Origin of the sequence: Brevundimonas sp. P7753 (assembly GCF_013386595.1) — a bacterium.
In the GTDB taxonomy this organism is placed as follows: Bacteria; Pseudomonadota; Alphaproteobacteria; order Caulobacterales; family Caulobacteraceae; genus Brevundimonas; species Brevundimonas bullata.
The window spans coordinates 19525-34010 of sequence record NZ_JACARP010000047.1 but is presented as its reverse complement, the minus strand read 5'-3'; the positions used below and the strand labels follow the sequence as shown (position 1 = coordinate 34010).

The 14486-nt window shown below is 67.0% G+C and carries 11 protein-coding genes; 10 read left to right on the top strand and 1 reads right to left on the bottom strand.

All coding sequences use genetic code 11. From position 1 onward, the window contains the following. The first annotated feature begins 212 nt into the window (after positions 1–212). A complete protein-coding gene (locus HX774_RS10405; protein ID WP_076222544.1) occupies positions 213–1145 on the top strand; it encodes a HEPN domain-containing protein in 933 nt (310 codons plus the stop codon). Positions 1146–1267: 122 nt separating this feature from the next. Then, positions 1268–1618: a DUF3147 family protein gene (locus tag HX774_RS10400; RefSeq protein WP_076222542.1), complete on the top strand. Its 351-nt coding sequence runs from the start codon at positions 1268–1270 to the stop codon at positions 1616–1618. A 61-nt stretch (positions 1619–1679) separates the two neighbouring features. Here the strand turns inward: HX774_RS10400 and HX774_RS10395 are convergent, their stop codons facing one another. Continuing rightward, positions 1680–2102 (bottom strand): helix-turn-helix domain-containing protein, encoded by a 423-nt coding sequence (locus tag HX774_RS10395; protein ID WP_178826578.1) that lies wholly within the window; start codon positions 2100–2102, stop codon positions 1680–1682. A gap of 69 nt (positions 2103–2171) precedes the next feature. Here HX774_RS10395 and HX774_RS10390 point away from each other — a divergent pair, with 69 nt between their 5' ends. From HX774_RS10390 to HX774_RS10355, 8 genes are all read left to right on the top strand, one after another. Next, positions 2172–4319 (top strand): heavy metal translocating P-type ATPase, encoded by a 2148-nt coding sequence (locus tag HX774_RS10390; protein ID WP_370523475.1) that lies wholly within the window; start codon positions 2172–2174, stop codon positions 4317–4319. A 111-nt stretch (positions 4320–4430) separates the two neighbouring features. Next, positions 4431–4787, top strand: a complete 357-nt coding sequence (locus HX774_RS10385; protein WP_178826576.1) for a hypothetical protein — start codon at positions 4431–4433, stop codon at positions 4785–4787. Between the two features lie 53 nt (positions 4788–4840). Further along, complete coding sequence (locus HX774_RS10380) at positions 4841–6094, top strand: TolC family protein (protein ID WP_178826574.1); 1254 nt, start codon at positions 4841–4843, stop codon at positions 6092–6094. Further along, a complete protein-coding gene (locus HX774_RS10375; protein ID WP_370523474.1) occupies positions 6091–7272 on the top strand; it encodes an efflux RND transporter periplasmic adaptor subunit in 1182 nt (393 codons plus the stop codon). Before HX774_RS10380 ends, HX774_RS10375 begins: the two co-directional genes overlap by 4 nt. Positions 7273–7284: 12 nt before the next feature. Further along, entirely contained in the window at positions 7285–10506 is a 3222-nt protein-coding gene (locus HX774_RS10370) for an efflux RND transporter permease subunit (protein ID WP_178826572.1), read from the top strand. Then, complete coding sequence (locus tag HX774_RS10365) at positions 10503–11105, top strand: cation transporter (protein ID WP_178826570.1); 603 nt, start codon at positions 10503–10505, stop codon at positions 11103–11105. The genes HX774_RS10370 and HX774_RS10365 overlap by 4 nt, the downstream gene beginning before the upstream one ends. An 85-nt stretch (positions 11106–11190) precedes the next feature. Then, positions 11191–11790, top strand: coding sequence for an isoprenylcysteine carboxylmethyltransferase family protein (locus tag HX774_RS10360; RefSeq protein ID WP_178826568.1), 600 nt, complete (start codon positions 11191–11193; stop codon positions 11788–11790). Positions 11791–11935: 145 nt separating this feature from the next. Further along, on the top strand, positions 11936–14482 hold the full coding sequence (locus tag HX774_RS10355; RefSeq protein WP_178826566.1) for a heavy metal translocating P-type ATPase: 2547 nt from the start codon (positions 11936–11938) through the stop codon (positions 14480–14482). Positions 14483–14486: the final 4 nt, after the last annotated feature.

Here is a 14486-nt window from a genome sequence, read left to right as displayed (position 1 = left end):
TCGGATGGCCGTCGCTATGTCCAGGCGAAAGCTAAAGGCGTCGGCGCGCGAGCTCTCGTGTTCTTAACAGCCCGGCGGACACCCTCCCTCATTGTGGCGCTTGGCGTGGCGGCGAGGTAGGCTTTTGCAGAAGTGATTTGAGGCGCGGATGCGAACGAACCTGGCAGGCATGATCGATCCGACGACGCTCCGATCGCAGGACGGGCAGTTCCATGCGGGCTGATCTCGACCATCTGCCGGCCAAACAGCAGCGCGAGCTGGAGCGCGTTCGTACGACCCTGCTGACCGAGTTCGACGCCGCAATAAAGAGCGGGGGCGGGGGCACCCAGTCTTGGCGGCGCGACGGCCGGGTGCTGAAGATCATCCTGTTTGGCTCCTACGCCCGCACCGACTGGGTCGACGAACCCGACAACGGCTACCTGTCCGACTTCGATCTGCTGGTGATCGTCAGCCACGAAAAGCTGACCGACATCGCCGACTATTGGTACGTCGCCGAGGACAAGATCCTGCGCGACCCCGCCGTGGGGCGGACGGTCAACATCATCGTCCACACCATGGCCGAGGTGAACCAGGCCCTGACCCGGGGCGAGTATTTCTGGACCGACATCCTGCGCGACGGCGTGGTGCTGTATGAGTTGCCGGGACATCCATTCGCTCAGCCGAAGCCGATGACGGCCATGGAAGCATGCGACGCCGCCCAGCGGCATTTCGCAAAGTGGATTGGGAGCGTCGACAGGTCCCTGGAGACCGCCAAGGGGCAACTGGCGAATGAATCCGATCTCGGGTGGAGAAGGGATGCTGCATTTTCACTCCATCAGGCGGTTGAACGTGCCTACGTCTGCTTCCTGCTGGTTCACACCTTCTACTTTCCGCGCTCCCACAACATCAAGTTCCTCCGGTCGTTGGCTGAGGACACCGACAAGCGACTGACCGGCGCTTGGCCGAGGGAGGAGCGTGCCGACAGACGGCGCTTTGAGCTTCTGAAGCGCGCCTATGTCGAAGCGCGCTATTCCGACGAGTACGACGTCAATGCTGAGGACTTGGCGCTCCAGTTCGAATCCGTGGTCCGGCTCCGAAACCTGGTCGCCGCAGCCAGCAATGAGCGGATCGCGGAGCTCGCGCGGGACGCGGAGGCCGGGGCCTGACCTCATCTCCATGGCGCGAGCGGGCGACGGTGACCTTCTCCGCCTGTCCGGGCGCTCAGTTCTGGATACGTCGGTGACCGACCCCATTGCGAACCTTGGCCGCTGAGGCGCAGGGTCGCCTCATGTTGTATTTCGTCCTCAAAGCCACGATCTCGGGCCTTCTGATCGCCGCTGTCTCGACGCTGGCCAAGCGCTATCCCGGGTTCGGCGCCCTGGTGGCCTCCCTGCCGCTTGTTTCAGTTCTAGGCATGATCTGGCTATGGCGGGACAGACCGGACGCCGGGAACATGGCGGCTCACGCCGAAGCGACCTTCTGGTATGTCCTGCCGTCGCTGCCGATGTTCCTTCTGATCCCGGCCCTCCTGCGGCAGGGAGTGTCATTCTGGATCGCGTTGGCGGCTGGATGCGCCCTGACCATCGTTCTCTACGTGGTGATGACCTTGGTCGCGTCGCGCTTCGGGCTTCAGTTGTAGGGCGAAAGGCAGGGGCGGATTCGAGGTCGGCTCGGTCGGGAGCAGGCCCGTCCTCAGGATCCTAGTGTCTGTCGTGCAGGCAGTTGCCATGGTCGCCGAGGGCCTCGATGACCCGGCATTTTGAAGATGTATCCTGGACGCATTGCGTCATGCGGGCGACCTCGGCTCTCAAGGCGGTGAGGCGCGCGATCTTGTGGTCGATATCGGCGAGGTGGGACCGGGCGATGGTGTCAGCCGAGTGGCAGGGGCGGCTCGGATCACCGGCCAGCGCCAGAAGCTCGCGGATCGGTTCGATCTCGAAACCGAGTTCACGCGCGTGTCGAATGAACCGCAGACGACGCAGATCGCCGTCGTCATAGAGGCGCCGGTTGCCTTCCGTGCGGGGGGGCGAAGGCAGGAGCTGGATCTGTTCATAGTAGCGGATCGTCGGCGCCTTGATCCCGCATTCCTTCGACGCCTGGCCGATCGTCACGCCCTGGTTCATTTTACCGCTTGCTCCTCTAGTCGCTAGAGGAAGTAGCGTCGGCTGGAGTTTGAAACAAGGAGCACGCTCGTGGCGGCGGAAACCCTGGAAACCCGATATCGCGTGACCGGCATGGATTGCTCAAGCTGCGGCTCCAAGGTCGATACGGCGGTGCGCAAACTTCCGGGCGTCATCGATGTTGCGGTGGCGGTCTCCTCCGGCGTCCTGAAGATTCAGCACGGCCCCGATTTCGCTGGGGACGATGCGATGCGACAGGTCCGCAATCTGGGTTACGGCGTCGAGACGCTCGCTCCGCCGACCTCGACGACGGGATCGGAGATCGTCTCTCCCGCCGACAACCCGCCTGCGGCGAAGGGGCCGTGGTGGTGGACCCGAAAGGCCAAGCTGACGGCGGCCTGCGGCGTCGCCCTGATGGCAGCCTATGTCTTGGGCTACCTGTTCCCCGCCGTCGAACGCGAGGCCTTTCTGGTCGCCCTGGCGGTCGGTCTTGTCCCGGTCGGCTGGCGTGCGATCACCGCCGCCCGGTTCGGGTCGCCGTTCTCGATCGAGATGCTGATGACGATCGCTGCGGTCGGGGCCGTGTTCATCGGGGCTCAGGAAGAGGCGGCGGTCGTCGTCCTTCTCTTCCTGGTCGGTGAAATGCTGGAGGGCGTCGCTGCAGGCCGTGCTCGCAAGAGCATCCAGGGGTTGACCGACCTGGTCCCCAAGACCGCCCTTGTCGAGGTCAATGGTCAGGTCAGCGAAGTTCCGGCTGAAGGCCTGGCGGTCGGCGTTGTCATCCTGGTGAGGCCCGGCGACCGCGTACCGGCGGATGGGGACATCGTTGAAGGCGAAGGCGAAATCGATGAAGCCCCGGTGACGGGGGAGAGCGTTCCCAAGCGGAAAATGGTCGGCGACCCTGTCTACGCCGGGACCATCAATGTAGGCGGCGTCCTGCGCGTCAGGGTCACCGCGGCCGCCGCCGACAACACCATTGCGCGGGTCGTGCGTCTGGTGGAGGAGGCGCAGGAATCCAAGTCGCCGACCGAGCGTTTCATCGACCGCTTCTCGAAGATCTATACGCCCCTGGTTCTCGTCGTCGGCGCCCTGGTCGCGACCGTGCCGCCGCTCGTGTTCGGGGCAGGGTGGGGCGAATGGATTTACAAGGGCCTGGCGATCCTGCTGATCGGCTGTCCCTGTTCCCTGGTGATCTCGACGCCGGCGGCCATCGCTGCAGGTTTGTCCGCCGGCGCACGGCGGGGGCTGCTGATGAAGGGCGGGGCCGTGCTCGAAACCCTCGGCAAGATCACCGCCGTCGCCTTCGACAAGACGGGAACGCTGACGTCCGGCAAGCCGCTGGTGACCGACATCGTGGCCGGCGCACGTCCGGAAGCCGAGATGCTCGCGCTGGCGGCGGCGCTGGAAACCGGATCGAGCCACCCCCTGGCCGTGGCCATACTCAATCGCGCCAAGGCCGAGGGCGTGTCCATCCTGCCCGCTTCGGCGGCCCGGGCGATCGCGGGGGAGGGCGTGGAAGGGACCGTGGGGGGCGAAGAGGTCTTCCTGGGCTCGCCTCAGGCCGCCGCGCGGCGGACTTTGCTCTCTGCGTCTCAGGATGAGGCGGTCGCGCGCTTCAATGCGCAGGGCAAGACCGTTTCGGTCGTCGTGATCGACGGCCGGGTCGTGGGCTTCCTGGCCATAAGGGACGAGGCGCGGTCCGACGCAGCGGCGGGCTTGGCTCGTCTGAAGGCCATGGGGGTTCGCTCTGTCATGCTGACGGGGGACAACCAGCGCACCGCCGAGGCGGTCGCCAGCGGCCTCGGCGTCGAAGCGCGCGCGGAACTGCTGCCGCAGGACAAGCAGAGGATCGTCAAGGAACTCCAGACCCAGGGCCTTGTCGTCGCCAAGGTCGGCGACGGCATCAATGACGCGCCAGCACTCGCCGCCGCCGACATCGGCATCGCCATGGGCGGCGGCGCCGACGTGGCGCTTGAGACGGCTGACGCGGCGGTGCTGCACGGTCGGGTCCAGGACATTCCCGACATGATCGTCCTGTCGAACGGGGTGATGGGCAACATCCGTCAGAACATCACCATCTCCCTGGGCCTGAAGGCCGTCTTCCTGGTCACGACCTTGATCGGCGTCACCGGTCTGTGGCCGGCCATCCTCGCCGATACCGGGGCGACCGTGCTGGTGACCGCCAACGCCATGCGTTTGCTGCGATGGAAGCCGAGGTGACCCGCGACGTTTCACGTCCGTCGACGATCGGTCCTGAAACAAGGCTGGGCTTGCGGCGTTTGATGCCTCGTTCTCGTTTGCCGCTCGCCTGCGTTGTGCTAGGAAGTGATCATGTTTGAATGGTCGAACAGGACACTTCTGGCGGGGGCGCTTCTTGCGCTCATCATCGTCGTGTTCGGTTTCCTGCCGGCCGCGGAGGCGGCGACCTGCGCGCCGGAAGCTCGGGCGGATGCCGCGGCCTCATCCTTTTCGGCCTCGCCCGAGCAGAACCAGGAACAGGGCAAGGGCGGCGACCTGAAACACGGCGGCTGCGCCCATGGTCACTGTCACCACGGCTCAACCGGCATACAGCCTTTGTCGATCGCTGTTCCGGCCAAGCTGGACAAGACTGGCGGCCCCAAGGCGCCGAAGTGCGACCAGATGGCGTCCCGAACGCCGGCCGGCCCGGACCGCCCACCCAGAGTCTGACTCGAATGCCGCGCCTTCGTGCGCCCATCCGTCAGAAATCTGGGAAATGAACCATGTCTTCCTCACATCGTCGGTCGCCGCTCCTGGCGGCCGGCTGCGCCGTGGTCGCCGTAGCGACAGCGGCCGCTGCACCTGCCTGGGCTGATCCTGCGCCAAGCTATGAAACCCTGCTCGGACGCATCGGCCAGACGCCGGTCAACGTCGAGGCCGGCGCCTTGCTCGACGCCGCCGAGGCGCGCGTTCGTCAGGCGCGCGTGCGCCCCAATCCTCAACTCGGCCTGAGCGTCGACGGCGTCCTGGGGAGCGGTCCCTATGACGGCTACAGCAATGCCGAGACCAGCCTGGCTGTGACCCAGGACCTTGAACTCTGGGGGCGTCGCAGCGCCAGGGTGGAGGTCGCGCGCGGGGAAGCCGGCGCAGCCGCTCTTCGCCGCGATCTCGCCGGCGTAGACGCTGCGGGTCGGCTGGCGCTGGTTTACGCCGAGGCCGAGGCGGCTGATCGTCGATTTCAACTGGCCAAGGAGGCCTTGACCATCACCCTGGCCGACGCTCGCGCCGCCCTGTTGCTGGTGGAAGAGGGGCGAGAACCCCTGTTGCGCGGCATTCAGGCGGAAACCGAGGCGGCCTCGGCGCGTGCTTCGCAAGACGAGGCCGGCGCTGAACGCGAGGCCGCTTTCGCGCGGTTGACGGCGACGGCGATGTTGCCGACGGCCGTCACCTCCATCGACGCAGGCGTTCTGGATCGCACGCCATCGGCGTCGGAGCCCTCCGGATCGATTTCGCCCGTCGTGCGCGTGGCGGAAGCGGAGCGCGACACGGCCGAACGGCGTATCCGGGTGGAGCGGATCAATGCTCGTCCCAACGTCAGCGCTTCGGTCGGGGTGAGGCGCTACGAAGCCGAAGACGCCACCGCATTGACGTTCGGCGTCAGCATGCCCCTGCCGCTGTTCGATCGAAATCGGGGCAATATCCAGGCGGCCCAGGCTGAGTTCCGGGCGGCGGAAGCCCGTCTCGACGGCGCTCGCCTCGAAGAAGCCGCCGATCGAAGCGCGGCTCTGGCGCGCCTCAACGCCTCCGTCAGTCGCGTGGGAGCGACGGACGCCGGCGTGACCTCGGCCGAGGAGGCCTATCGCCTTTCTCGGCTGGGTTTCGAAGCCGGACGCATCTCCCAGCTTGAACTGCGCGCATCCCGCGCCGCCCTGATCTCCGCCCGCACCGCCGCCGTTGACGCCCGCCTCGCGCGCGTCCGTGCGGAAATCGACCTCGCGCGCCTGCAAGGCCGCATCCCGTTTGGAGCCGCCCTGTGAACACCCTGATCAAGACCAGAAAGACCTGGCTGATGGCCGGCGCTGCCGCGGCGGTCGTCGTCATCGGCGGCGCGGCCTTCCTCATGACCCGCGACGGGCCTGCGCCCTCGCCGGCGGTTGAGGCGCCCGCAGAAGCCGGCCATGAAGGCGAAGCCGCGGGCGAAGCGGAGGAGGGCGTTATCAACCTGACCCCTGCGCAGATCGAAGCTTCAGGCATCACTGTTATGGCGGTCGGGCGCGGTGGAGGCGGGGAGACCCGCCTTGCCGGCCGTGTTGAACCCATGATCGATGCGCGCGCCGCCGTGGCCGCTTCAGTGGGCGGCCGGGTCGAGCGGGTTCTGGTGGCGCCGGGCCAGTCGGTACGCGCCGGCCAGGCCCTGGCGGTGCTGGTCAGCGGCGACGCCGCCACCTTCCGCGCCGACGCCGACGCCGCCGCTGCGGCGGCTGACGCGGCGCGGCGCGCCTATCAGAGGAACGACAGCCTGGCGTCCCAGGGCGTGGTGGCGCGCCAGGAGGTCGAAACCTCGCGCGCCCAATCGCTCAGCGCCGACGCCGCGGCCCGGGCCGCGCGCGCCCGCGCCTCTGCTGCAGGCGGGCCCAATGCCTCGGGGCGGATCAGCGTCTCCAGCCCGATCTCGGGCGTGGTGACTTCGGTTCTGGTCGGTCCGGGCGGGTTCGCGCCTCAGGGCGGCGTGGTCGCCGAGGTCACCAACCCGGCGCGTGTGGAACTGGTGTTCAATGCGCCGCCGGCCCTGGCCGCCCAGGTTCGGGCGGGATCGTCGTTGCGTGTTCAAGGTCCTGCCGGTGAATTCGATGCGATCGTCACGGGCGTAGCCGCGGGCGGCGCCGGCGAGAGCGGTGCGACGGTCATTCGCGCCCGGCCGGCCGGCGGAGCCTTGCCGCCGGCCGGTTCGCCGGTCAGCGGCGCCCTGGTGACGGGCGGCGAAGCCGACGGCGTGACTGTTCCTGCCGAGGCCGTCCAGACGGTCGATGGCGGTACTGTCGTCTTCGTCCAGGTTGAAGGCGGCTTCCGCGCCGTTCCGGTCATGGTCGGCCGCCAGGCCGGCGGCCGGACGGAGATCGTGCGGGGCCTGACCGGCGCCGAACGCATCGCCGGGGCCAAGGCCTTCCTGCTCAAGGCGGAGCTCGCCAAGGGCGAAGCCGAGCACGGCCACTAGGAGCGACGGAATATGTTTAAAGCTCTTATCGAAGCGTCCGTCCGTTTTCGCTGGTTCGTCGTCCTGGCCGTGGCGCTCGTCGCCGCGCTTGGCCTGTTCGAACTGACCAAACTGCCGATCGACGCCGTTCCCGACATCACCAATCGACAGGTCCAGATCACGACCGTCGCCCCGGCGCTGGCGCCCGAGCAGATCGAACGCCAGGTCACCTATCCGCTTGAGACGGCCATGGCCGGCATTCCGGGACTGCAGAGCACCCGCTCCCTGTCCCGCAACGGCTTCAGCCAGATCACCGTCGTCTTCACCGACCAGACCGACATCTATTTCGCCCGCCAGCAGGTGGCCGAGCGGATGCGGCAGGCGTCGGAGAAGCTGCCCGAAGGCGTCGAGCCCAATCTGTCGGCCATCACGACCGGCCTGGGCGAGGTGCTGATGTGGACGGTCGACTATGTCCCCTTCAGCCCCAAGACCACGGTCGCCAACGGCAAGCCCGGCTGGCAGGCCGACGGATCCTATCTGACGCCGGAAGGCGAGCGGCTGACCACGCCGCAGCAGCGCGCCACCTATCTGCGCACGGTTCAGGACTGGATCATCGCCCCGCAGATGCGCACGGCGCCCGGCCTGGCCGGGGTCGACGTCAACGGCGGCTATGTAAAGGAATATGCCGTCCGGCCTGACGCCGCCGCCCTGACCCGCTACGGCCTGGGCATGAATGATCTGGTGCAGGCGCTGGACCGGGCCAACACCCAGGCGGGCGCCGGCTATGTCCAGCGGGCAGGCGAGGCCCTGGTGGTCCGCACCGACGCCCTGGCCACGACGGTCGAGGACCTGGCCCAGGCGCCGGTCGTCAATCGCGGCGGTCTGGTGGTTCGTGTCGCCGATGTGGCGACGGTCGAGATCGGCCAGGCGCCGCGCCTCGGCGGGGCCAGCCGCGACGGGCATGAGGCGGTGCTGGGCACCGCCCTGATGCTGGCCGGCGAGAACAGCCGAACCGTGGCTCAGGCCGCGGCCGAGCGGCTGGAACAGGTGGCGGCCACCTTGCCGCCCAGCGTGGTCGCCGCGCCGGTGCTGAACCGCAGCGATCTGGTCAACTCGACCATTTCGACCGTGGCGCGCAACCTGATCGAAGGCGCCCTGTTCGTCATCGTCGTCCTGTTCCTGCTGCTCGGAAACTTCCGGGCGGCGGCGATCACGGCCCTGATGATCCCGCTGTCTTTCCTGTTCGCCGTCATTGGCATGAACCGGTTCGGCATCAGCGGAAACCTGATGAGCCTGGGCGCGCTCGACTTCGGCCTGATGGTCGACGGCGGCGTGGTGGTGATCGAAAACACCCTGCTGATGCTGACCCAGCGGCGGGGCGAACTGGGGCGGATGCTGACCCGTCACGAACGTCTCGGCGTGGCCATGCAGGCGGCGCGCCAGATGGTCAAACCGGCCGCCTTCGGCCAGCTGATCATCCTCCTGGTCTTCACGCCGCTGCTGATGCTGGAAGGGGTGGAGGGCAAGACCTTCGTGCCCATGGGGGCGACGGTCATGCTGGCCCTGGTCGGCGCCTTCATCTTCTCCTTCACCTTCGTGCCGGCGATGACGGCTCTCCTGGTGAGGGATCCCAAGACCGTCCATCTGGGACCGGACGGCAAGGCCGAGGAGCATGAGACCCGCATCCTGCGATTTGCTCGTCGGTGGATCCAGCCGGCCATCGGCGCGGCCGTCGCTCGTCCCAAGGTGGTCCTGATCGCCGCCCTGGCGATGCTGGGCGTGGGGGCCGTCTCCTTCATGAGCCTGGGCCGGGAGTTCATCCCGACCCTGGACGAGGGCGATATCGCCATGCAGTCGCTGCGCGTGCCTTCCGCCTCTTTGGAGCAATCCCTGGCCATGCAGATGGCCCTTGAACGCGCCATCAAGGCTCAGCCCGAGGTGGAGACCATGTTCTCCAGGACGGGCACGGCCGAGGCCGCTGTCGACCCCATGCCCGCCAACATCTCGGACGCGGTCATCATCCTCAAGGATCGCAAGGACTGGCCGAATCCCAAGCTGTCGAAGGAAGACCTGATCGCCCGGATTGAAGATGTCGCCAGCCAGCAGATCGGCAACAGCTTCGAGTTCAGCCAGCCGATCGAACTACGCTTCAACGAACTGATCTCGGGCGTCCGCACCGACCTCGCGGTCATGGTCTATGGCGACGATTTCGACACCCTGCAGAAGACGGCTGATGCGGTGGCCGCCAAGCTGCGGGCCACGCCCGGCGCGGCCGACGTGCGGGTGGAGCAGGCGTCCGGCCTGCCGACCCTGACCATCAGCGTCGATCGGTTCGCGGCGGCCAACTACGGGCTGTCGGCGGCCGACGTCTCGGAGGCGGTCTCGGCCGCCGTCGGGGGCGCCGAGGCGGGTCGTATCTTCGAGGGCGACCGTCGCTTCGATGTCGTCGTGCGTCTGCCGGATGACGCGCGAAACGATCCGGCGACCCTCGCCGCCCTGCCCATCGTCTCGAGCACGGGGGTGATCGTGCCCCTGTCGTCGGTCGCGCGTATCGAGACGGCTGAAGGACCGAACCAGATCAGCCGTGAGAACGGCAGCCGACGCATGGTGGTCCAGGCCAATGTGCGCGGTCGCGATCTCGGCGGCTTCGTGACCGACGCCCAGGCGGCGGTGGCCGACATCGCCCTTCCGGTCGGCTATCGCCTCGACTGGGGTGGACAGTTCGAGAACCTGAAACGGGCCGAACAGCGCCTGGGTCTGGTGATCCCGATCGTCTTCATCCTGATCGGCGTCCTGCTGTTCATGGCGCTGGGATCGTTTGCGGAGGCCGGCCTGGTCTTTGCCTGCGTGCCTCTGGCCCTGGTCGGCGGGGCGCTGGCGCTGTTGCTCAGGGGGATGCCCTTCTCGGTGTCGGCGGCGGTTGGCTTCATCGCCGTGTCGGGCGTTGCGACCCTGAACGGACTGGTGCTGATGCAGGCGATCCGGGAGCGGCTGCAGGCCGGACTTGAGCCTGTCGCGGCCGCCATCGAAGGGGCGTCCAGTCGCCTGCGAGCGGTGCTGACCACGGCCCTGGTGGCCATCGTCGGCTTCATTCCCATGGCGCTGGCGCACGGGGCGGGGGCCGAGGTGCAGAAGCCGCTGGCCACTGTGGTCATCGGCGGTCTGCTGACGGCGACAGCCCTGACGCTGCTGGTTCTGCCGACTTTCGCCGCCAAGGCGGTCAAGCATCGGAAATCGGAGGGGATCGAGGATTGATTGCTCGCAATCAGGACGACCGTCAGCAGCGTCGTACGCTGCTGACGGTTCTTGGTCTCAACGCCGGCCTGTCGGCAGGGCTCGGAATCGGCGGCTGGGCCGCCGATTCCAGCGCTCTGTTGGCCAATGCCGTGGACAACGCCTCCGACGCCGCAGTCTATCTGATCAGCTTTCTGGCGATCGGCCGCGCGGAGTCATGGAAGAGGGGGGCGGCGGGCCTTTCCGGCGTCATGCTTCTCGTCTTCGCAGGCGGCGTTCTCATCGACGCCGGGCGTCGGTTCCTGACCGGAACCGAACCGATGGGTCCCATCATGATCGGTCTTGCGGTCGTGGCGGCGGTGGTCAACCTCATCTGTCTGCAGATGATCCGTCGCCAGGCCAGCGGCGACGTGAACATGAAGGCGGCCGAGACCTTCAGCTTCAATGATTTTGCCTCGAACGGGGGCATTCTCATCGCCGGCCTTCTGGTCATGTGGCTCGGACAGGCCTGGCCGGACCTGCTTGTCGGCGTCCTCGTCGCCGCCATCGCTGCGAAGGGCGGAATCGACATTCTGGGCGAAGCCGGCCGGTCCGGAACGAACGGGGAGCCGCGCGAATGACGCTGCCCAACCCGCCCTGCGGCTTATCGCTTCCCCCTGGATCGAACGGGCGACAGCGCCCGCTCCAGAAGAGGATTTTGGATCAATGATCGACATTCAATCCGTGCAGCGATGGCGGAAGCTCTTCATCGCCGCCTGTCTTCTCGCGCTCCTGGCGTGGACGACGCTCGTGACGGCCGTGCCGGCGCTTGAACACCCGGTCGAACACCTCGGCCTCGTCGCCATCATGGCCTGCATCATCGGCCGCAGCTGGTGCTCTCTCTACATCGGCGGGCGCAAGAAGCAGGAGATCGTCGCCGCCGGACCCTATTCAATCTGTCGAAATCCCCTCTATGTCTTCAGCTTCATCGGCGCATTCGGCGTAGGGGCCCTGTCCGGCAGCCTCAGCGTCGCCTTCGTGTTCACCCTCATCTGCTGGCTCGTGTTCCGGATCGTGGTCGCCCGCGAGGAAGGCTATCTGACCGAGGCCTTTGGCGCGCCCTATCAAGCCTATTGCGCGCGGACCCCCCGTTTTCTGCCCAACCCCGCGCTTTGGCGGGATGAGGCGGAGGTGCTCATCCGTCCGGCCTTTTTTGTTCGGACGGTGCGCGACGGGCTGGTCTTTCTTCTGGCGCTTCCGCTGTTTGAGGCGCTCGAACGCCTGCAGCATCTCGGCTGGTTCGACGCCATTCTGCAACTGCCGTGAGACCGGGGAGAAGCGAGGTGATCAAACGAAACCGGACGGACTTTCACGCAACGGCTTTCGCTAGGGCGAACTGCACGACGGGCAGGGCGAATGGCCATCGATCGCCGCTTGATCACCTATTGTTCTCGACGCCTGGAGCTCGCCGATGACCAGGACCATAAGACTGACGCTTGCCCGCCTTTTGCCCGACGTGCCAAGGGGCTCTGACGCCTGCGTCGATCGCCTGATCACGTCCCTGCGCGAAAGGCAGGGCGTGTTCGAGGCTCATCTTGCCGATAGGGACGGTGTCCCTGTCCTCTGCATTCATTACGACCCCGACCTGGTGACCCTGCAGCAGGTGCGTCAGGCGGCTCTCAAGGCGGGTGTGGAGATCAGCGAGCGCTTCGGGCATGTCAGCGGCTGGTTGACGGGGCTGCGCCATGCACGCCACGCCCGAACCGTTCAAGACGCTCTTGCGGAGCAGGACGGGATTGTCGAGGCGGCGGTGGATGTGTCCGGCGCCTTCCATCTGGAGTTCGATCGGGGGCTGGCGAGCTGGTCGGAAATCGATCGCTTCATTCAGTCCCAGGGTCTGCGGGCTACGGATACGCCGTCGGAAACCTCGGCGCCGGCGCATCCCTCCAGGGAGGAAGGCTCCCATGAGCACGCCCATATGGAGGGCGAGAAGCATGACCATGCCCACGGCGGCTTGCTTGGGCCCAATACGGAGTTGATCTTCGCCCTGGCTTGCGGCGGTCTGCTGGGGCTGGGTTTCGCCATAGAGAAGCTGGCGGCCGGCGTCCCGGCGTGGATGCCTCTCGGTCTGTTCATCGCCGCCTACGGGTTCGGCGGCTTCTTCACCGTTCGCGAGGCGTTCGAGAACCTTCGCCGCAAGCGCTTCGAGATCGACACCCTCATGCTTGTCGCCGCCGCAGGCGCGGCGGCGCTCGGCGCCTGGGCCGAGGGCGCGCTGCTTCTGTTCCTGTTCAGCATCGGTCACGCCCTGGAGCACTACGCCATGGGGCGGGCCAAGCGCGCCATCGAGGCGCTTGCCGACCTGGCGCCCCGCACCGCCCGCGTGCGCCGAGGCGATCAGGTCGTCGAACTGCCGGTCGAAGAACTCCAGGTGGGCGACACCGTGGTGGTCCGGCCCAATGAACGCTTGCCGGCCGACGGCTTCGTGGTGGTCGGCACGACCAGCATCAACCAGGCGCCGGTGACCGGCGAGAGCATGCCGGTCGACAAGCAGCCGGTCGCAGACCTGGCTTCTGCACGCGCCCAGACCGCCCAGATCGGATCGGCGTCCATCGTCTTCGCAGGCACCATCAACGGCGCCGGCGCCATCGAGATCGAGACGACCCGCAAGTCCAGCGACACCACCCTTGCCAAGGTGGTCCGCATGGTCACCGAGGCGGAAACCCAGAAATCGCCGACCCAACGCTTCACGGACCGTTTCGAGCGGGTATTCGTGCCCCTGGTGCTCGCCTTCGCTTTTGTCCTGCTGTTCGCCTGGGTTGTGGTCGACGAGCCGTTCCGCGACAGCTTCTATCGGGCCATGGCGGTGCTGGTCGCCGCTAGCCCGTGCGCGCTGGCCATCGCCACGCCGAGCGCCGTCTTGTCCGGGGTTGCACGTGCGGCCCGGGCCGGCGTTTTGATCAAGGGCGGCGCGCCGCTTGAGAACCTCGGCTCGCTCAACGCCATCGCCTTTGACAAGACCGGCACTCTGACCGAAGGCCGCCCACGCATCACTGACATTATTCCCGTGCGCGGAACGCATGAAAGCGATCTCCTGGCCACCGCAGTCGCCGTGGAACGCCTGAGCGACCACCCGTTGGCGGAAGCCATCGCGAGGGACGGAGGGGAGCGCCTGGGGGAGGCGACGATCGCGGCTGCGTCTGACCTGAAGAGCCTGACCGGAAAAGGCGTAACGGCTCAGCTCGGAGGCGACACGATCTGGATCGGCAAGCCGGAGATGTTCGGCGCCGACGGCGTCGCGGGGCTGAGCGATGAAGCGGCCATGGTCGTCACGCAACTGCGCCTGCAAGGGCGAACCTTGATGGTGGTGCGCCGAGGCGCGCGGGACCTCGGCGTGATCGGCCTCCTCGACACGCCCCGAGCCGCCGCACGGTCGGCGATCACGGCGCTGAGGTCCCTGGGCGTCCAGCGCATGATCATGATTTCGGGTGATCACCAGAGGGCGGCTCAGGCGATCGCCGGACAGATCGGTCTGACCGAGGCATGGGGCGACCTCATGCCGGAGGACAAGGTCGACGCCATCAAACGTCTGCGCGCCGAAGCCAAGGTCGCCATGGTCGGCGACGGCGTGAACGACGCCCCCGCCATGGCGACGGCGACTGTGGGCATCGCCATGGGGGCCGCCGGCTCCGACGTGGCCCTCGAGACCGCCGACGTGGCTCTGATGGCCGACGATCTCTCGCACCTGCCTTTCACGATCGGGCTCAGTCGGCGAACCCGCAGGATCATTCTCCAGAACCTGGTCGTCAGCCTGGGCGTCGTCGCCTTCCTGGTGCCGGCCACAGTTCTCGGCCTGGGCATAGGTCCGGCGGTCGCCTTGCATGAAGGCTCGACATTGCTGGTGGTGATCAACGCCTTGCGTCTTCTCGGCTATCGTGACCCGATATCGGTGTTGAAACGGGATGAAAACCTCGGGGACGTCGCAGGCTCTCCCGTGCTTCAGGGGAAGTCCTCATGAAACG